This window comes from Citrobacter koseri ATCC BAA-895, assembly GCF_000018045.1.
Lineage (GTDB): Bacteria > Pseudomonadota > Gammaproteobacteria > Enterobacterales > Enterobacteriaceae > Citrobacter_B > Citrobacter_B koseri.
In genome coordinates this window covers 3,342,512-3,359,429 of sequence record NC_009792.1, presented here as the reverse complement: position 1 = coordinate 3,359,429, position 16,918 = coordinate 3,342,512, and the positions used below count along the sequence as shown (strand labels likewise).

The window sequence follows — 16,918 nt, the reverse complement described above, 5'->3', positions numbered from 1 at the left end:
AATGCGAATATTTGTTTACGGCAGTTTACGACGCAAACAGGGCAACAGCCACTGGATGACCAACGCCCAGTTGCTGGGCGATTACAGTATCGATAACTACCAGTTGTATAGCCTGGGCCACTATCCAGGCGCAGTTCCGGGAAACGGATCGGTACACGGTGAAGTTTATCGTATTGATAACGCCACGCTGGCCGAACTTGATGCCTTGCGCACCAGGGGCGGCGAATATGCACGCCAGTTAATCCAGACACCGTACGGAAGCGCATGGATGTATGTGTACCAACGTCCGGTCGAAGGGTTAACGCTGATTGAAAGCGGTAACTGGTTAGACAGAGACCAGTGCTGATAAAAAACACGCCACCTTCGGGTGGCGTTGTTTTATGTGGTGCCAGCTGTCGTCCTGGATTATCAGGACGTACTTATCTTTTTGTTCATCACGCAAAATGCTTATTAACTGAAACACTAATTAGTGTGAATTATTATTCTTCTTAAAATATTATCTTGTATTATTATAAAGCAATATGATCCCGCTAGCGGAAATTGTTTTATTTCAGTCGCATTCTTGTTCTGCAAAATAATTATCCAGGTAAGGATAGTAATGGATGAGTGATATTGTTTATCTTAAACTCATTGGTGAGCAACAAGGTGATATTTCTGATGGATGTGGCACAACTGATTCAGTCGGTAATCGTTGGCAACGAAACCATGTGAATGAAATATTTGTATTTTCTTTGAGTTCGGGGGTAACGAATACAGGTAAAGGTGCGAATCTACAGAGCTTAACATTCAGCAAGCAAATAGACAAAAGTTCACCGCTGTTAGCTAATGCGATTAATAATAATGAAAACCTGTTTCTGGCGTTTTGGTTTTACCGCATAAATAGATATGGTCAATGGGAGAAGTATTATTATATTCAGCTCAGAGGTGCTTCAATATCAAGGATTCAGCTTCGCATTATAAAAGACGAGATAGATACAGAAACAATATCTGTTGATTATGATTATATTCTCAGTAAACATCTGATAAGCAATACCGAGTGTAGTTATCTTGCCCTGCCAGCGGAATACAATAAGCTGTTTGTTCCAACGCCGAAAGCCCAGACTCATACTCTTAACAGCGCTGGCGTAGGGCGACTGCTGGCGGCTGGGGGGATTTATAATGGTAATGTCGATGGGTTTCATCAGACTGCTGAATTGCTCGGTGGTGATGCTCCTGTTGGTTATAACCAGGTAATGAACGATCAGACCAGGGGATTGCTGATTGCTGGTGCTTCAATTGCCGCCGGGTTAGGGATTGTTAGGTTGAGCACTGTAAATGGGCCAGGCGAAATATCGAATTATAGTATGGTCCCGTCCCTTGAATCCCCCTATTTAAAAGGATTCACATCTGAGGCTGGAACATTACTCAATGCCAAACATGCAGTTATCGATCCTAAAAAAATAGCTTCTTATGCTCTAAATTCTGATCATCCGGTTGGGGGAAATAAAGCGCGAGTTTTCGAATCAGCTTTGGGTTATAACCCATCTAATGCAGGGGTCTTAGTTTCCAGAGTTCGGCAGGGAGTCCTGTCTAACCCTGCTGAATTAGGGCTATATGACAGTTTCGGTCAAAGACTGTCCGTCGATGTACCGATTATCGGTGTGAACGGAGAAACTGCGATAGTACGTACTGGTTGGATATATGAGACTGATTCGTTAGTACCTCGCATGACAACCCTCTATGTAAAATAGTAAGGTGAAATGATGAAACTATCACTTCTGGATGTTGTGTTCCTGAATGTTGATTTACCTGCCGTTGGTTTAACGAAAGGTCAGATCGGTGCGGTTATTGATGTGTATCACTCACCATCGTTAGCTTATGAGGTTGAGTTTTGTGATGAAGAAGGAAAGACTATCGTATCTCTGGCTTTATCACCGGAGCAACTGACCAAAGATTTATCATAGTCTCTACACTCGGCACTACTGGAACCAGGGTTTGTCGATAATCTCTCTTAGGCAGTTTTACCCGGCATAAAAAAGCCCTCACAAATATGAGGGCTTTTAAAAAATTACGTTGAGCTCAAGCGAAAACGAACTTATTTCTTCGCTGCGCGCTCGAAGGAAGCAACGATCTCAGCTTTAGCCGCTTCAGCGTTGTCCCAGCCGTCAACTTTCACCCATTTGCCTTTTTCGAGGTCTTTGTAGTGCTCGAAGAAGTGCGTGATCTGCGCTTTCAGCAGTTCCGGCAGGTCGTTCACGTCGTTGATGTGATCGTATTCTTTGCTCAGTTTGGTGTGCGGTACGGCAACCAGCTTCGCATCTTCACCGGATTCGTCGGTCATTTTCAGAACGCCAACCGGACGGCAACGGATCACAGCACCCGGTTGCAGCGGATACGGCGTCGGAACCAGAACGTCTACCGGATCGCCATCCAGAGACAGGGTGTTGTTGATGTAGCCGTAGTTGCACGGATAGAACATCGCGGTGGACATGAAGCGGTCAACGAACAGTGCGCCGCTCTCTTTGTCAACTTCGTATTTGATCGGATCTGCGTTAGCCGGGATCTCAATAACAACGTAGATATCTTCCGGCAGATCTTTACCCGCAGGGACGTTGAGTAAGCTCATGTCTGTTTCCTTTAAATATATATGGCAAACAAGTGGCGAGTATTATAGCCAACTCGCGCTGAAAGTCTCCGCTTGTTTTCGTCTTCTTTCCCCTCCGGCTGCGATTTTCAGACGGTTTACGTGACAGGAAAATCCATAACAACAGCTGCTTTTTTCATAGGCGAATGAAAGCGATTACAAAGTTGTGATTAACCTTTTATTTACTTTTTTGAAGTGTGATGTAACGCAATCCGTTACATCACCTATTGTCTATAGTTTTCCTCGCGAATGCTTTTCACCCAACAATAACCTGGGCTACGAGGACATCATTATGTGGAAGCGCTTACTTTTAGTCACAGCAGTTTCGGCAGCCATGTCGTCTATGGCAATGGCCGCCCCTTTAACCGTAGGATTTTCGCAGGTCGGCTCTGAGTCCGGCTGGCGCGCCGCCGAAACCAACGTGGCGAAGAGCGAGGCCGAAAAACGCGGCATCACGCTGAAAATTGCCGACGGTCAGCAAAAACAGGAAAACCAGATTAAAGCTGTACGCTCATTTGTCGCTCAGGGCGTGGACGCCATCTTTATTGCGCCAGTGGTCGCGACAGGCTGGGAACCGGTCTTAAAAGAAGCCAAAGATGCGGAAATTCCGGTCTTTCTGCTCGACCGCTCCATTGATGTTAAAGACAAATCGCTCTATATGACCACCGTCACCGCCGACAACGTGCTGGAAGGCAGATTGATCGGCGACTGGCTGGTAAAAGAGGTGGATGGCAAGCCGTGTAACGTTGTTGAGCTGCAAGGCACCGTTGGGGCCAGCGTGGCGATCGACCGTAAGAAAGGGTTTGCCGAAGCCATCGCCAAAGCGCCAAACATCAAAATCATCCGCTCTCAGTCTGGCGACTTTACCCGTAGTAAAGGGAAAGAGGTGATGGAGAGCTTTATCAAAGCGGAAAACAACGGCAAAAACATCTGCATGGTTTACGCCCATAACGACGACATGGTGATCGGCGCGATCCAGGCGATTAAAGAAGCGGGCCTGAAGCCGGGCAAAGATATTCTGACGGGCTCTATCGACGGCGTGCCGGATATCTATAAAGCGATGATTGATGGCGAAGCCAATGCCAGCGTTGAACTGACGCCGAACATGGCCGGGCCCGCTTTCGATGCGCTGGAGAAATACAAAAAAGACGGCACGATGCCTGAGAAGCTGACCATCACCAAATCGACGCTGTACCTGCCTGACACCGCAAAAGAAGAGTTAGAGAAGAAGAAAAACATGGGCTACTGATTTTGCTGTTGGTCTTCTGTAGGCCGGATAAGGCGTTACGCCGCCATCCGGCATTTATTGCCTGATGGCGCTGCGCTTATCGGGCCTACGGAAAGGCCGTGCTTTCGAACCGGAGGAATGCCATGACCATCGACCAAAATCAGGAAATCCTCCGTACCGAGGGACTCAGTAAATTCTTTCCCGGCGTTAAGGCGCTGGATAACGTCGATTTTAGCCTGCGCCGGGGCGAAATCATGGCGCTGCTCGGGGAAAACGGGGCGGGAAAATCAACGCTGATTAAAGCATTAACCGGCGTATACCATGCCGATCGCGGCACAATCTGGCTGGAAGGCCAGGCGATTTCACCGAAGAATACCGCGCATGCCCAGCAACTGGGGATCGGAACCGTCTACCAGGAGGTTAACCTTCTGCCCAATATGTCGGTGGCGGATAACCTGTTTATCGGTCGTGAGCCCCGGCGTTTTGGCCTGCTACGGCGCAAAGAAATGGAGAAACGCGCTACAGAATTGATGGCCTCTTACGGCTTTTCGCTGGATGTGCGTGAGCCGCTCAACCGCTTTTCCGTTGCAATGCAGCAGATTGTCGCTATCTGCCGGGCCATCGATCTCTCCGCGAAAGTCCTGATCCTCGACGAACCCACCGCCAGCCTCGACACCCAGGAAGTTGAGATGCTGTTTGGCCTGATGCGCCATCTGCGCGATCGCGGCGTCAGCCTGATCTTTGTTACGCACTTTCTCGATCAGGTTTATCAGGTGAGCGATCGGATCACCGTGTTACGCAACGGCAGCTTTGTCGGCTGCCGCGAAACCCGTGAGCTTCCACAGATCGAACTGGTGAAAATGATGCTGGGGCGCGAACTGGAGACCCATGCGCTACGGCGGGCGGGGCGCACCTTGCTGAGCGATAAACCGGTGGCTGCCTTTAAAGATTACGGCAGGAAAGGCACCATCTCGCCGTTCAGCCTGGAAGTCCGCCCCGGCGAGATCGTCGGTCTGGCAGGGCTGTTGGGATCGGGGCGTACCGAAACCGCAGAGGTGATCTTCGGCATTAAACCGGCCGACAGCGGCAGTGCGATGATCAAAGGTAAGCCGCAAACCCTGCGATCGCCGCATCAGGCTTCGTGCCTTGGGATTGGCTTTTGCCCGGAAGACAGGAAAACGGACGGCATTATTGCCGCCGCATCGGTACGGGAAAATATCATTCTGGCGCTACAGGCGCAGCGAGGCTGGCTGCGGCCGATTTCCCGCAGAGAACAGCAGGAGATTGCCGAGCGTTTTATCCGCCAGTTGGGTATTCGTACCCCCAGTGCGGAACAGCCGATTGAATTTCTCTCCGGCGGCAATCAGCAAAAAGTGTTGCTGTCGCGCTGGTTGCTGACCAAACCGCAGTTCCTGATCCTGGATGAACCGACACGCGGCATCGACGTTGGGGCGCATGCGGAGATCATCCGCCTGATCGAAACGCTGTGTGCGGACGGGCTGGCGCTGCTGGTCATCTCCTCTGAACTGGAGGAACTGGTGGGCTATGCCGATCGGGTGATCATCATGCGCGATCGTAAACAGGTGGCGGAGATCCCGCTGGCGGAACTGTCCGTTCCGGCGATCATGAACGCCATTGCGGCGTAAGGAGAATAGTGTGATGCCTCAGTCTCTCCCGCAAACCACACCGCCGAAGCGACGTTTTCGCTGGCCGACAGGTATGCCGCAGATCGTGGCATTGCTGCTGGTGCTGTTGGTGGACAGCCTGGTGGCGCCGCATTTCTGGCAGGTGATTTTGCAGGACGGTCGCCTGTTCGGCAGCCCGATTGACATTCTTAACCGCGCGGCTCCCGTTGCGCTGCTGGCGATTGGGATGACGCTGGTGATCGCCACTGGCGGTATCGATCTCTCCGTCGGGGCGGTAATGGCGATTGCCGGGGCGACTACTGCCGCCATGACGGTGGCCGGGCACAGCTTACCGGTGGTGCTGCTCGCGGCGCTGGGAACAGGCGTACTGGCGGGCTTGTGGAATGGCATTCTGGTGGCGATCCTTAAAATTCAGCCGTTTGTCGCCACGCTCATTCTGATGGTGGCCGGACGTGGCGTGGCGCAACTCATCACCTCCGGGCAGATCGTCACCTTTAACTCACCCAACTTATCGTGGTTCGGCAGCGGTTCGCTGTTGCTGTTTCCGACGCCCGTGATTATCGCGCTGCTTACCCTGGTGGTGTTCTGGCTGCTGACACGTAAAACGGCGCTGGGGATGTTCATTGAAGCGGTGGGGATCAACATTCGGGCGGCGAAAAATGCCGGGGTGAACACCCGCATTATCGTCATGCTCACCTATGTTCTGAGCGGCCTGTGCGCGGCGATTGCGGGCATTATCATCACGGCGGATATTCGCGGCGCGGACGCCAACAACGCCGGACTCTGGCTGGAGCTGGACGCCATTCTGGCCGTGGTTATTGGCGGCGGCTCGCTGATGGGCGGGCGCTTTAACCTGCTGCTGTCGGTCGTGGGCGCATTGATTATCCAGGGGATGAATACCGGCATCCTGCTGTCAGGCTTTCCGCCGGAGATGAACCAGGTCGTCAAAGCCATCGTGGTGTTATGCGTGCTGATTGTGCAGTCGCAGCGCTTTATCAGTCTGATAAAAGGAGTGCGTGGTCGTGATAAAACGTAACTTACCGTTGATGATCACCCTCGGGGTTTTTGTGCTGGGCTATCTCTATTGCCTGACGCAGTTCCCCGGTTTCGCCTCAACCCGGGTTATCTGCAATATCCTGACCGATAACGCTTTCCTCGGGATTATCGCGGTTGGCATGACCTTCGTGATCCTCTCCGGCGGCATCGATCTGTCCGTGGGATCGGTGATCGCGTTTACCGGCGTTTTTCTGGCGAAGGCCATTGGCTACTGGGGGATCTCGCCGCTGCTGGCCTTCCCGCTGGTACTGGCGATGGGCTGTGCGTTCGGGGCATTTATGGGGCTGCTGATTGATGCGCTGAAGATTCCGGCGTTTATCATTACGCTGGCGGGGATGTTCTTCCTGCGTGGCGTCAGTTATCTGGTGTCTGAGGAGTCGATTCCGATTAACCACCCGATTTACGATACGCTCTCCAGCCTGGCGTGGAAAATCCCCGGCGGCGGGCGTCTGAGCGCAATGGGGCTGCTGATGCTGGCGGTGGTGGTGATCGGCATTTTCCTCGCGCACCGTACGCGGTTTGGTAATCAGGTTTACGCCATTGGCGGAAATGCGGCGTCGGCGAACCTGATGGGGATTTCGACGCGCAGCACCACCATCCGTATTTATATGCTCTCTACCGGGCTTGCGACGCTGGCGGGTATTGTTTTCTCCATTTATACCCAGGCCGGTTATGCGCTGGCGGGCGTTGGCGTTGAGCTGGATGCCATCGCATCGGTGGTGATTGGCGGTACGTTGCTGAGCGGAGGCGTGGGGACGGTGTTAGGTACGCTGTTCGGCGTGGCGATCCAGGGGCTGATCCAGACCTATATTAACTTCGATGGCACGCTGAGTTCCTGGTGGACGAAGATCGCTATCGGGATTTTGTTGTTTATTTTTATTGCCTTGCAGCGTGGTCTGACGGTGCTGTGGGAGAACCGCCAGAGTTCTCCGGTTACGCGTGTCAACACGGCCGCAACACCGAAGTAACATATTGAATTTCCTGAAACGTATAAACTTTTTCCGGTTGTAGTCGATAGATTCTATATCCCTACAACCGGAAAGATAACGATGCCAAAATCCCTCTCTATTCGTACAAGTTTACTGGTTTTACTGTCTTTACTTACCCTGCTCCTGTTGCTGACGGGCGGTATGGGGCTCTACGCCTCCACCCGTATTATCACTTCCTGGGTCTATTATGGGGTGATGACGGGGGCGACGCTGGCCGCCATCGGCCTCTTGGCGCTGGTATGGCTGATGTTGCGTAATAAGCTCCTGAAACCTCTTGATAATGTTGTTGAGCAACTGGAGCGTCTGGCGACAGGGGATTTATCGCCAACGGTAAGCCATTTTGCCAGCTCTGAATTTAACCGTCTGAATACCGCCCTTGAAGAGATGCGTGCGGCGCTGAGTGAATCCGTGGTACGCGTTCGTGACGCCAGCACGCAGATTGATACCGGCAGCCGTGAACTGACGGCGGGCAACCTGCATCTGGCGCAACGCACGGAGTCTACGGCCACCTCGCTGGAACAGACAGCCGCCAGCATGGAAGAGCTGACTGCGACGGTGAAACTGAACGCTGAAAATGCCGATCAGGCGCACCAACTGGCGAAATCAGTCTCGGACACCGCCGATCGCGGTAGTGAGATGGTGTGCTATGTCATTGAGAAAATGCGTGATATTTCCGGCAGCTCTGACCGTATCGCCGATATTCTCGGCGTAATTGACGGCATCGCTTTCCAGACCAATATTCTGGCGCTGAATGCCTCCGTTGAAGCGGCGCGCGCTGGTGAACAGGGGCGCGGTTTTGCGGTGGTTGCCGGTGAGGTGCGTAATCTCGCCAGCCGCAGCGCCGATGCCGCGAAAGAGATCCGCGCGCTCATCAGCGACTCGCAAACGCATGTCGGAGAGGGCAGCGATCTGGCGATGCAGGCCGGTGAAACGATGGATGAGATTGCGACAGAAGTGATGCGCATGACCAAACTGATGCGTGAGATTGCCAGTGCTTCTCAGGAACAGAGCCGGGGCATTGAGCAGGTGAATATCGCGGTCAGTCAGATGGATGAAACCGCACAGCAGAACGCGGCGCTGGTACAGCAATCTTCCGCAGCCACCCGTTCGCTGGAAGAGCAGTCCCATGCGCTGCTGGAGGCGATGGCCGTATTTAAGCTACAGGCAGCGTAACCGAACGTAGGCCGGATAAGGCGAAGCCGCCACCAGGCAATAAATTGCCGGATGGCAACGCTGCGCGTTTTATCCGGCCTACATCCGTGCGATTAATGATAATTATGCGTCCGGGAACTCGCGGATGAAGCGTTCTACGTCTTCCACCATATGATCGGTGCCGACGAAGAACGGACGGCGCTGGTGCAGGCTTTCCGGCGTAATATCCAGAATGCGCTCTTTACCGTCGCTCGCTTTGCCGCCCGCCTGCTCAGCCAGGAAGGCCATCGGGTTGCATTCGTACAGCAGACGCAGTTTCCCTTCCGGGTGGCTGGCGGTGCTCGGGTAGAGGTAGATCCCGCCTTTCAGCAGGTTGCGGTGGAAATCCGCCACCAGGGAACCAATATAGCGCGAGGTGTACGGGCGATTCGTGGACTTGTCCTCTTCCTGGCAGAACTTAATGTACTTCTTCACGCCATTCGGGAATTTGATGTAGTTGCCTTCGTTAATGGAGTAGGTGTTACCCTTCTCCGGGAAGCGCATACGCTCCTGGCACAGGCAGAAAACGCCCAGCGACGGATCGTAGGTGAAGGCGTGTACGCCGCAGCCGGTGGTGTAAACCAGCATGGTTGAAGAGCCGTAGACCACATAACCCGCAGCTACCTGCTTGTTGCCCGGTTGCAGGAAATCTTCTTCCGTCACCGGCGTGCCGACAGGCGTTACGCGGCGGTAGATAGAGAAAATAGTACCGACAGAGACGTTAACATCGATGTTGGACGAGCCATCCAGTGGGTCCATCAGCACCACGTATTTCGCGTGTTCGCAGCCTTCAAAGACGACAATTTCATCTTCTTCTTCAGAAGCGATGCCCGCCACAATATCACGCGCCTTCAGTGCAGCTTTCAGTTTTTCGTTCGCGAACAGGTCGAGTTTCTGCTGAACCTCGCCCTGCACGTTCTCAGCACCGCTGGCACCCAGGATATCGACCAGACCGGCCTTGTTGATATCGCGGTGGATGATCTTGGCGCCCAGCTTTATTGCCGACAACAAAGCAGTGAGCTCACCGGTAGCATGAGAGAACTCGTGCTGCTTTTCGACAATAAATTCACCTAACGTTTTCATAACACTTTCCCTGCAATTGATATGGAGTAAAGCGACCGTAACAATCTTAACAAATATTTCAGCGGCCGCGCTCAGGTGAATCGCGCCAGCAAAGTACGGAATATCCTGAAATGCGTTTCTCACTTGCCTGACATGTGCGTAAAATGGCCCCCAGATTAAAAAAGGGTAGTGACGTATGCGCATTCATATTTTGGGAATTTGTGGCACTTTCATGGGCGGTCTGGCGATGCTGGCGCGCTCGCTCGGTCATGAAGTAACGGGTTCGGACGCCAATGTGTATCCGCCGATGAGCACCCTGCTTGAGAAGCAGGGCATTGATTTAATTCAGGGTTACGACGCCAGCCAGCTCGACCCACAGCCAGACCTGGTGATCATCGGCAACGCCATGACCCGTGGAAATCCGTGTGTTGAAGCGGTGCTGGAAAAGAACATTCCGTATATGTCCGGCCCGCAGTGGCTGCATGACTTTGTTCTGCGCGATCGCTGGGTGCTGGCCGTAGCCGGTACGCACGGTAAAACCACCACGGCAGGCATGGCGACCTGGATTCTGGAAGCCTGCGGTTATCAGCCGGGCTTCGTGATTGGCGGCGTTCCGGGTAATTTCGACGTTTCTGCCCGTCTGGGTGAAAGTCACTTCTTCGTCATTGAGGCGGATGAGTACGACTGCGCGTTCTTCGATAAGCGTTCCAAGTTTGTGCACTACTGCCCGCGCACGCTGATCCTCAACAACCTTGAGTTCGACCATGCGGACATCTTTGACGATCTGAAAGCGATTCAGAAGCAGTTCCACCACCTGGTGCGCATCGTGCCGGGGCAAGGGCGCATTATTTTCCCGGAACACGACATCAACCTGAAGCAGACGATCGCGATGGGCTGCTGGAGCGAGCAGGAACTGGTGGGCGAGCAGGGGCACTGGCAGGCGAAGAAACTGAACGCGGATGCATCCGTTTGGGAAGTGTGGCTGGACGGTGAAAAAGCCGGTGAAGTGAAGTGGTCGCTGGTCGGTGAACATAATATGAATAACGGGCTGATGGCGATTGCCGCCGCTCGTCATGTTGGCGTGATGCCTGCGGATGCGGCTAACGCGTTGGGATCGTTCATCAACGCCCGTCGTCGTCTGGAGTTGCGCGGTGAAGCCAACGGTGTGACGGTGTATGACGATTTCGCTCACCACCCGACGGCGATCCTGGCGACGCTTGCGGCGTTGCGCAGTAAAGTGGGCGGTACGGCGCGTATTCTTGCGGTGCTGGAACCGCGCTCCAACACCATGAAGATGGGTCTTTGCAAAGACGATCTGGCTCCGTCGTTAGGGCGTGCGGATGAAGTGTTCTTGTTGCAACCGCAGCATATTCCGTGGCAGGTGGCGGAAGTCGCGGATGCCTGTGTTCAGCCTGCGCACTGGAGCGGAGATGTGGACGCGCTGGCCGATATGGTGGTGAAAACCGCGCAGCCTGGCGATCATATTCTGGTGATGAGCAACGGCGGGTTCGGCGGCATCCATCAAAAACTGTTGGATGGCCTGGCGAAAAAGGCAGAGGCTGCGGAGTAATCATATGCCCGGTGGCGCTGCGCTTACCGGGCCTACAATCTGTAGGCCGGATAGGACACATTGCGTCGCCATCCGGCAATACCAAATGCACCAGGCTGTAGGCCGGATAAGACGCATTGCGTCGCCATCCGGCAATACCAAATGCACCAGGCTGTAGGCCGGATAAGACGCATTGCGTCGCCATCCGGCAATACCAAATGCTACCAGGCTGTAGGCCGGATAAGACGCGTTGCGTCGCCATCCGGCAAATACCAAATACACCAGGCTGTAGGCCGGATAAGACGTTTTGCGTCGCCATCCGGCACACTTAACTCACGTACGCATTACTCTTCGTTTTCCGCCAGCTCACGCAGATACTGGAAGATCTGCCGCGCCGACTTCGGCGGCTTATTGCCTTCTTTCTCTTTCTTCGCGTTGCGGATCAGCGAGCGAAGCTGTTGACGGTCAGCATTCGGCCACAGGCTCAGCACTTCTTCCACCGCATCATCACCTTCAACGATCAGGCGATCGCGCAGTTGCTCAAGCTTATGGAACAGCACCACCTGCTGGTTGTGGCGGTTTTTCAGCTTATCCAGCGCCTGACGAATAGGTTCAACGTCGCGTTGACGCAGCATCTTACCGATCAGCTGCAACTGACGACGGCGGCCTTCCATCTTAATACGCTGGGCCAGCTCAATGGCGGCGCGCAGATCCGCATCAAGCGGGATCTTATCCAGCGCGTTTTTCCCCAGATCCACAATTTCCGCGCCCAGGCGTTTTAACTCCTCGGCATCGCGTTTAATTTCACTTTTGCTGACCCAGATAATTTCATCGTCTTCGTCTTCGATGTCATCACCGGGAACGTCGTCGAGCCAGTCTTCGGGCTGCTTTGTCATGTCAGGCTCCTTAAAAAAAGAGGCTAATGTTACCAGTTAAGATGCGCACTGAAAAACGGTTCTCTGTTAGACTTCAGAGAAACTCTCTCTACAGTATGGCATTTGCGATGAAAGTAATCTCACAAGTTGAAGCGCAGCGTAAAATTCTGGAAGAAGCGGTCTCGACAGCCCTGGAGCTCGCCTCAGGCAAATCAGACGGCGCGGAAGTCTCTGTCAGCAAGACCACCGGCATCAGCGTCAGCACCCGTTATGGTGAAGTGGAGAACGTAGAATTTAATAGCGACGGCGCGCTGGGGATCACCGTTTATCACCAGAACCGTAAAGGCAGCGCGTCATCCACCGATTTAAGCCCGCAGGCGATTGCCCGTACCGTACAGGCGGCGCTGGATATTGCTCGCTATACCTCGCCGGACCCGTGCGCGGGCGTGGCTGATAAAGATCTGCTGGCCTTTGAGGCGCCGGATCTCGACCTGTTCCACCCGGCGGAAGTGACCCCGGATGAGGCCATTGATCTGGCTGCTCGCGCGGAACAGGTGTCGTTACAGGCGGATAAACGTATCACCAACACCGAAGGCGGCAGCTTTAACAGCCATTACGGCATCAAAGTGTTCGGCAACAGCCACGGCATGTTGCAGGGGTACTGCTCCACGCGCCATTCGCTCTCAAGCTGTGTCATCGCCGAAGAAAAGGGCGACATGGAGCGTGATTACGCCTACACCATTGGCCGCGCGTTAGGCGATCTGCAAACGCCGGAATGGGTGGGCGCCGAGTGCGCGCGCCGCACGTTATCTCGCCTGGCGCCGCGCAAACTCTCGACCATGAAAGCGCCGGTGATTTTCGCGAATGAAGTGGCGACCGGGTTGTTTGGTCACCTGGTCGGCGCGATTGCGGGCGGCTCGGTATACCGTAAATCGACCTTCCTGCTGGATTCGCTGGGCAAACAAATTCTGCCGGAATGGCTGACCATCGAAGAACACCCGCATCTGCTGAAAGGGCTGGCCTCTTCGCCATTCGACAGCGAAGGTGTGCGCACAGAGCGTCGCGACATTGTGAAAGACGGCGTGCTGACCCAGTGGCTGCTGACCAACTATTCCGCGCGCAAACTGGGGCTGAAAAGCACCGGGCACGCGGGCGGCATCCATAACTGGCGCATTGCCGGGCAGGGGCTGAGCTTTGAACAACTGCTCAAAGAGATGGGCACCGGTCTGGTCGTCACCGAACTTATGGGCCAGGGGGTGAGCGGCATTACTGGCGACTACTCCCGTGGCGCGGCCGGTTTCTGGGTTGAGAACGGCGAGATCCAGTATCCGGTCAGCGAGATCACCATCGCCGGGAATTTAAAAGAGATGTGGCGCAATATCGTCACCGTGGGTAACGATATTGAAACGCGTAGCAATATACAGTGTGGTTCCGTGCTGTTACCGGAGATGAAAATCGCCGGGCAGTAGCACTCGTTTGTTTTCTTTTCATAATAAAAATGAGGAAGTGAGCAATGCGTAAAAACCTGTTAACTGTTCTTGCCATATCATCCCTGGCGTTCAGTTCGGCGGTGTTTTCTGCCGATCTTGAAGACAATATGGACACGCTTAACGACAATCTGAAGGTGGTGGAAAAGACGGATAACGCGACCGAACTGAAAGACGCGTTAAGCAAAATGCGCGTCGCTGCGCTGGATGCGCAAAAAGGCACGCCGCCTAAGCTGGAAGATAAAGCCCCGGATAGCCCGGAGATGAAGGATTTTCGCCACGGTTTAGATACGCTGGTCGGTCAGATTGACGGCGCATTAAAACTGGCGAATGAAGGAAAAATCAAAGAGGCGCAAGCGGCGGCGGAAACGTTTAAAACCACCCGCAACGCGTACCATAAGAAGTATCGTTAATAACGTGATGTAGGCCGGATAAGACGCATCGCGTTGTCATCCGGCATTTCCCCTGGGCCATAAGTAATCCCTATTCCCGTCACACTTTTTCACATTCGGCGATCGCGCGAATGTGCTTTTTCTCATCGGTTTTTCCGCCTTTCCTTGCGACGTATGTCACAGTTTTTCAGCGATAAATCGCCAAATCCCCCTTTTCTGTGGAACAGATCACTGTCGCCACTCGCCTTTCCACTTCGAAGTGGAAAACAACTCGCTACAAACTTTTAACCCCTGCCGTTAGTTTTAACCCAGAGCCATTAACGGGGTAAGACGAGTGAATAACGGAGCAGTAATGAACGACATGGGGGAGCAGGTGACGGAGATCGGTGAACTGGCCGATCGCATGCTGGCGCAGGTGTATGCCTTACTCAGCGAACATCACATCATTCCCAACGCCGTACAGGAACAAATGCTGACGTCTCATGTTCGCGCCATGGCGCACCGGTCAGTGACCGGCGAGCCTTTGCCGGAAGTGGATGCCAGTTTATTTGATGAAATTTCAGCCGAATCAATGGCACTTGCCCGCGACATCGTGGCGGCGTTTGGCAACCTTCCAGAGGAAGAAGCCTGGCTGCTGTCAGTACATTTCGAAGTCGCGAAAGACAACCTTTAAGGAGCAAAAAATGGAACAGATTACAGTCGTAATTGGCGATCGTCTGGGTAAGGGCCAGAAAGTGGCGGCAGGTGTGGAAAAAGCCGGTGGTCGTGCGGTGGTGGTGCCGGGCGTGGCGGCGGATATGAAGCTGGGCGACGTGATGAAAGCGGAAAACGCTACCTTTGGCATCTCTTTTTGCGGTAGCGGCGGCGCGGGCGCCATTACGGCGCAAAACAAGTATGGCTACAAAGCCAAATACGGGATGCGCTCTGTGGATGAAGGCGTCACGGCTATCAACGAAGGCTGCAACGTGCTGGGGTTCGGCTTTATGGATAAAGAAGAACTTGGCGAGCGTCTGGTTCAGGCGTGGCAGAAGAAATACGGCGCTTAAGTATGAAAGAACAATTCACCACTACGGTGAGAGTCACCGGTAAAGGCGAAGCCAAAGCGCGCGCCTTTGCCGATGCCCTGAACCACGTTCAGGGCGCGGTGATGAAAGCATCGCCGCATATTTTATTGCGTATTGAGCCACAGGATGTGCAGGTTGTTCAAGCGCGTGAAACGGTGCGCAAAGAAGCGTTTTTATTTGTCTTTTTGCGCCGGGAAAGACGCACCTACAGCGTGGAGCTGGAAGTGACCGTCAACGTGACTGCCATCAATCTCGACAAGGTGGACTTCGTCGCGCAACGCTGATTCTTTATTAAAAGGCATAAATATGTTCCTGATAATATTAATAAAATCGCTCATCATTGGTGGCCTGGTCGGCGTCGGTGTGGGCGCCGGGGCTGCACGCATGTTTCATGCGCCGACTACACAGGGTATGGGCGCGTTTCGTACATTGGGGGAACTGAACTCCTGTGAAGGAGACCCGGCTTCTCACTTCTCCTTCGGTCTGGGCTTCTTCTTCAACGCCTGGGCTTCATCCGTTGCGGCGGGTTCATTCACGCAGGATGTCGATCACCGCATCATCCCGAACTGGGGCGCGGCAGCGCTGATGATCAAAAACCGCAATGTCGGCGAGACGCTGCACGATCCGAAGAAAATGGCGATTGCCTGCGGCATCATCGGCATGATCGTCGTGACCTTCCTCAACCTTACCGCCTCTTCCGTACCGGAAGCGTTGCAGGTCACCGCCGTTAAGGTATTGGTGCCTGCGGCTAACCTGCTGGTGAATACCGTGATGCCGGTTATCTTCTGGCTGGCGGCGATCGACGCCGGGAAAAAATCAGGCTTCTGGGCCACCGTGTTTGGCGGCGCGGCGCAGCTGATCATGGGTAACGCCGTTCCGGGTCTGGTGCTGGGTATTCTGATCGGCAAAGGCGTTGAAGAGAGCGGCTGGAACCACGTCACCAAAGTGATGATGGTCGCCATTGTGGCGCTGTTTGTCCTGAGCGGCTTCTTCCGCGGCTTCGACATGAAGATGATCGAATCCTTCAATATGACCGTGCCGAACTGGCTCGAACTGATCCACGGCTCGCTCAGCGGCAAATAACGGAGGCCATCATAATGGAACAGAATAAAGGTTTTTGGTATGCCGACTGGTCGTTCCCGATCTTTGTAGGCTTGCTCTCATCCGGCGTTTTTGCCGGGACGCATATGTACTACCTGTACGGTATCGGCGCGTTTAACGAAGTGGCCTTTGTGGCAATGCTGAAAGCGGGGATGGACACCGGCGTTTACGGCGCGGTGGCCGCGTTTGGCGCAAGCTTCCTGTTTGCCCGCATTATCGAAGGGTCGCTGGTGGGGATTCTGGACATCGGCGGGGCGATCCAGACCGGCGTCGGTCTTGGGGTTCCGGCGCTGCTGCTGGGCGCAGGGATCGTTTTCCCGGTCGCTAACTTTGTCGCCTCGTTAATCACCGGTCTGGTGATTGGTCTGGCAATTGGCTACGTCATCATTCTGGCGCGTAAGTTCACCATCAATCAGAGCGACTCCACCTACGGGGCGGACGTGATGATGGGGGCGGGTAATGCGTCAGGCCGCTTCCTGGGGCCGCTGATCATCCTCAGCGCGATGACCGCCTCGATTCCAATCGGCGTGGGTTCTTTGCTGGGGGCGTTGCTGTTCTATCTCTGGCAGAAGCCGATCACCGGCGGCGCGATCCTCGGCGCCATGATTTTAGGTTCGATCTTCCCGATTGCCATTAGCTAACTGTTGATTTGTAG

The 16,918-nt window shown here is 54.0% G+C and carries 19 protein-coding genes; 16 read left to right on the top strand and 3 right to left on the bottom strand.

The window, feature by feature from the left end; genetic code table 11:
- The first annotated feature begins 1 nt into the window (after position 1).
- The 3 genes from CKO_RS15430 (at position 2) to CKO_RS15420 (ending at position 1,943) form a co-directional block, all read left to right on the top strand.
- The gene (locus CKO_RS15430; protein ID WP_012134386.1) at positions 2-346 is read left to right on the top strand and encodes a gamma-glutamylcyclotransferase family protein; all 345 of its coding nucleotides are present in this window, start codon (positions 2-4) and stop codon (positions 344-346) included.
- A gap of 256 nt (positions 347-602) precedes the next feature.
- A complete protein-coding gene (gene tssD, locus CKO_RS15425; protein WP_012134384.1) occupies positions 603-1,730 on the top strand; it encodes a type VI secretion system tube protein TssD in 1,128 nt (375 codons plus the stop codon).
- 12 nt (positions 1,731-1,742) lie between these two features.
- Positions 1,743-1,943, top strand: a complete 201-nt coding sequence (locus tag CKO_RS15420) for a DUF4926 domain-containing protein (protein ID WP_024130781.1) — start codon at positions 1,743-1,745, stop codon at positions 1,941-1,943.
- A gap of 131 nt (positions 1,944-2,074) precedes the next feature.
- On the opposite strand, the gene ppa is transcribed toward CKO_RS15420, so the two are convergent.
- Positions 2,075-2,605: an inorganic diphosphatase gene (gene ppa, locus CKO_RS15415; protein WP_012134382.1), complete on the bottom strand. Its 531-nt coding sequence runs from the start codon at positions 2,603-2,605 to the stop codon at positions 2,075-2,077.
- A 310-nt stretch (positions 2,606-2,915) separates the two neighbouring features.
- Here ppa and ytfQ point away from each other — a divergent pair, with 310 nt between their 5' ends.
- The 5 genes from ytfQ to CKO_RS15390 all read left to right on the top strand — a co-directional run bounded on the left by ytfQ (position 2,916) and on the right by CKO_RS15390 (position 8,715).
- Positions 2,916-3,872, top strand: coding sequence for a galactofuranose ABC transporter substrate-binding protein YtfQ (ytfQ, locus tag CKO_RS15410; RefSeq protein ID WP_012134381.1), 957 nt, complete (start codon positions 2,916-2,918; stop codon positions 3,870-3,872).
- Between the two features lie 122 nt (positions 3,873-3,994).
- Entirely contained in the window at positions 3,995-5,497 is a 1,503-nt protein-coding gene (ytfR, locus tag CKO_RS15405; protein ID WP_012134380.1) for a galactofuranose ABC transporter, ATP-binding protein YtfR, read from the top strand.
- A gap of 13 nt (positions 5,498-5,510) precedes the next feature.
- The gene (ytfT, locus tag CKO_RS15400; RefSeq protein WP_024130780.1) at positions 5,511-6,533 is read left to right on the top strand and encodes a galactofuranose ABC transporter, ATP-binding protein YtfT; all 1,023 of its coding nucleotides are present in this window, start codon (positions 5,511-5,513) and stop codon (positions 6,531-6,533) included.
- Entirely contained in the window at positions 6,520-7,521 is a 1,002-nt protein-coding gene (yjfF, locus tag CKO_RS15395; protein WP_024130779.1) for a galactofuranose ABC transporter, permease protein YjfF, read from the top strand. Before ytfT ends, yjfF begins: the two co-directional genes overlap by 14 nt.
- An 81-nt stretch (positions 7,522-7,602) precedes the next feature.
- A complete protein-coding gene (locus CKO_RS15390) occupies positions 7,603-8,715 on the top strand; it encodes a methyl-accepting chemotaxis protein (RefSeq protein ID WP_012134377.1) in 1,113 nt (370 codons plus the stop codon).
- A 102-nt stretch (positions 8,716-8,817) separates the two neighbouring features.
- Here CKO_RS15390 and fbp read toward each other — a convergent pair whose 3' ends face one another.
- Positions 8,818-9,816, bottom strand: coding sequence for a class 1 fructose-bisphosphatase (gene fbp / locus CKO_RS15385; RefSeq protein ID WP_024130778.1), 999 nt, complete (start codon positions 9,814-9,816; stop codon positions 8,818-8,820).
- A gap of 175 nt (positions 9,817-9,991) precedes the next feature.
- Here fbp and mpl point away from each other — a divergent pair, with 175 nt between their 5' ends.
- Positions 9,992-11,365 (top strand): UDP-N-acetylmuramate:L-alanyl-gamma-D-glutamyl-meso-diaminopimelate ligase, encoded by a 1,374-nt coding sequence (mpl, locus tag CKO_RS15380; RefSeq protein ID WP_024130777.1) that lies wholly within the window; start codon positions 9,992-9,994, stop codon positions 11,363-11,365.
- Between the two features lie 323 nt (positions 11,366-11,688).
- Here mpl and yjgA read toward each other — a convergent pair whose 3' ends face one another.
- Positions 11,689-12,240, bottom strand: coding sequence for a ribosome biogenesis factor YjgA (gene yjgA, locus CKO_RS15375; protein WP_012134373.1), 552 nt, complete (start codon positions 12,238-12,240; stop codon positions 11,689-11,691).
- A 95-nt stretch (positions 12,241-12,335) separates the two neighbouring features.
- Here yjgA and pmbA point away from each other — a divergent pair, with 95 nt between their 5' ends.
- From pmbA to CKO_RS15340, 7 genes are all read left to right on the top strand, one after another.
- Entirely contained in the window at positions 12,336-13,688 is a 1,353-nt protein-coding gene (pmbA, locus tag CKO_RS15370; RefSeq protein ID WP_012134372.1) for a metalloprotease PmbA, read from the top strand.
- A gap of 44 nt (positions 13,689-13,732) precedes the next feature.
- On the top strand, positions 13,733-14,119 hold the full coding sequence (cybC, locus tag CKO_RS15365) for a cytochrome b562 (RefSeq protein WP_012134371.1): 387 nt from the start codon (positions 13,733-13,735) through the stop codon (positions 14,117-14,119).
- Between the two features lie 331 nt (positions 14,120-14,450).
- Positions 14,451-14,771, top strand: a complete 321-nt coding sequence (locus CKO_RS15360) for a glycine dehydrogenase (protein WP_012134369.1) — start codon at positions 14,451-14,453, stop codon at positions 14,769-14,771.
- A 10-nt stretch (positions 14,772-14,781) separates the two neighbouring features.
- A complete protein-coding gene (locus CKO_RS15355) occupies positions 14,782-15,144 on the top strand; it encodes an SFCGS family glycine-rich protein (RefSeq protein ID WP_012134368.1) in 363 nt (120 codons plus the stop codon).
- A 2-nt stretch (positions 15,145-15,146) separates the two neighbouring features.
- Complete coding sequence (locus tag CKO_RS15350; RefSeq protein ID WP_012134367.1) at positions 15,147-15,446, top strand: DUF4312 family protein; 300 nt, start codon at positions 15,147-15,149, stop codon at positions 15,444-15,446.
- A 22-nt stretch (positions 15,447-15,468) separates the two neighbouring features.
- On the top strand, positions 15,469-16,245 hold the full coding sequence (locus CKO_RS15345; RefSeq protein WP_012134366.1) for a DUF4311 domain-containing protein: 777 nt from the start codon (positions 15,469-15,471) through the stop codon (positions 16,243-16,245).
- Positions 16,246-16,259: 14 nt separating this feature from the next.
- Entirely contained in the window at positions 16,260-16,904 is a 645-nt protein-coding gene (locus tag CKO_RS15340) for a DUF4310 family protein (protein ID WP_012134365.1), read from the top strand.
- Positions 16,905-16,918: the final 14 nt, after the last annotated feature.

Excerpts from the sequence above, each read along its gene's own strand:
- mpl (WP_024130777.1), top strand. The coding sequence starts at position 9,992 with ATGCGCATTCATATTTTGGGAATTTGTGGCACTTTCATGGGCGGTCTG.
- CKO_RS15390 (WP_012134377.1), top strand. The coding sequence starts at position 7,603 with ATGCCAAAATCCCTCTCTATTCGTACAAGTTTACTGGTTTTACTGTCT.
- fbp (WP_024130778.1), bottom strand. The coding sequence starts at position 9,816 with ATGAAAACGTTAGGTGAATTTATTGTCGAAAAGCAGCACGAGTTCTCT.
- ppa (WP_012134382.1), bottom strand. The coding sequence starts at position 2,605 with ATGAGCTTACTCAACGTCCCTGCGGGTAAAGATCTGCCGGAAGATATC.
- ytfR (WP_012134380.1), top strand. The coding sequence starts at position 3,995 with ATGACCATCGACCAAAATCAGGAAATCCTCCGTACCGAGGGACTCAGT.
- CKO_RS15420 (WP_024130781.1), top strand. The coding sequence starts at position 1,743 with ATGAAACTATCACTTCTGGATGTTGTGTTCCTGAATGTTGATTTACCT.
- CKO_RS15430 (WP_012134386.1), top strand. The coding sequence starts at position 2 with ATGCGAATATTTGTTTACGGCAGTTTACGACGCAAACAGGGCAACAGC.
- CKO_RS15355 (WP_012134368.1), top strand. The coding sequence starts at position 14,782 with ATGGAACAGATTACAGTCGTAATTGGCGATCGTCTGGGTAAGGGCCAG.
- cybC (WP_012134371.1), top strand. The coding sequence starts at position 13,733 with ATGCGTAAAAACCTGTTAACTGTTCTTGCCATATCATCCCTGGCGTTC.
- ytfQ (WP_012134381.1), top strand. The coding sequence starts at position 2,916 with ATGTGGAAGCGCTTACTTTTAGTCACAGCAGTTTCGGCAGCCATGTCG.
- CKO_RS15340 (WP_012134365.1), top strand. The coding sequence starts at position 16,260 with ATGGAACAGAATAAAGGTTTTTGGTATGCCGACTGGTCGTTCCCGATC.
- pmbA (WP_012134372.1), top strand. The coding sequence starts at position 12,336 with ATGGCATTTGCGATGAAAGTAATCTCACAAGTTGAAGCGCAGCGTAAA.
- ytfT (WP_024130780.1), top strand. The coding sequence starts at position 5,511 with ATGCCTCAGTCTCTCCCGCAAACCACACCGCCGAAGCGACGTTTTCGC.
- CKO_RS15345 (WP_012134366.1), top strand. The coding sequence starts at position 15,469 with ATGTTCCTGATAATATTAATAAAATCGCTCATCATTGGTGGCCTGGTC.
- CKO_RS15360 (WP_012134369.1), top strand. The coding sequence starts at position 14,451 with ATGAACGACATGGGGGAGCAGGTGACGGAGATCGGTGAACTGGCCGAT.
- yjgA (WP_012134373.1), bottom strand. The coding sequence starts at position 12,240 with ATGACAAAGCAGCCCGAAGACTGGCTCGACGACGTTCCCGGTGATGAC.
- CKO_RS15350 (WP_012134367.1), top strand. The coding sequence starts at position 15,147 with ATGAAAGAACAATTCACCACTACGGTGAGAGTCACCGGTAAAGGCGAA.
- tssD (WP_012134384.1), top strand. The coding sequence starts at position 603 with ATGAGTGATATTGTTTATCTTAAACTCATTGGTGAGCAACAAGGTGAT.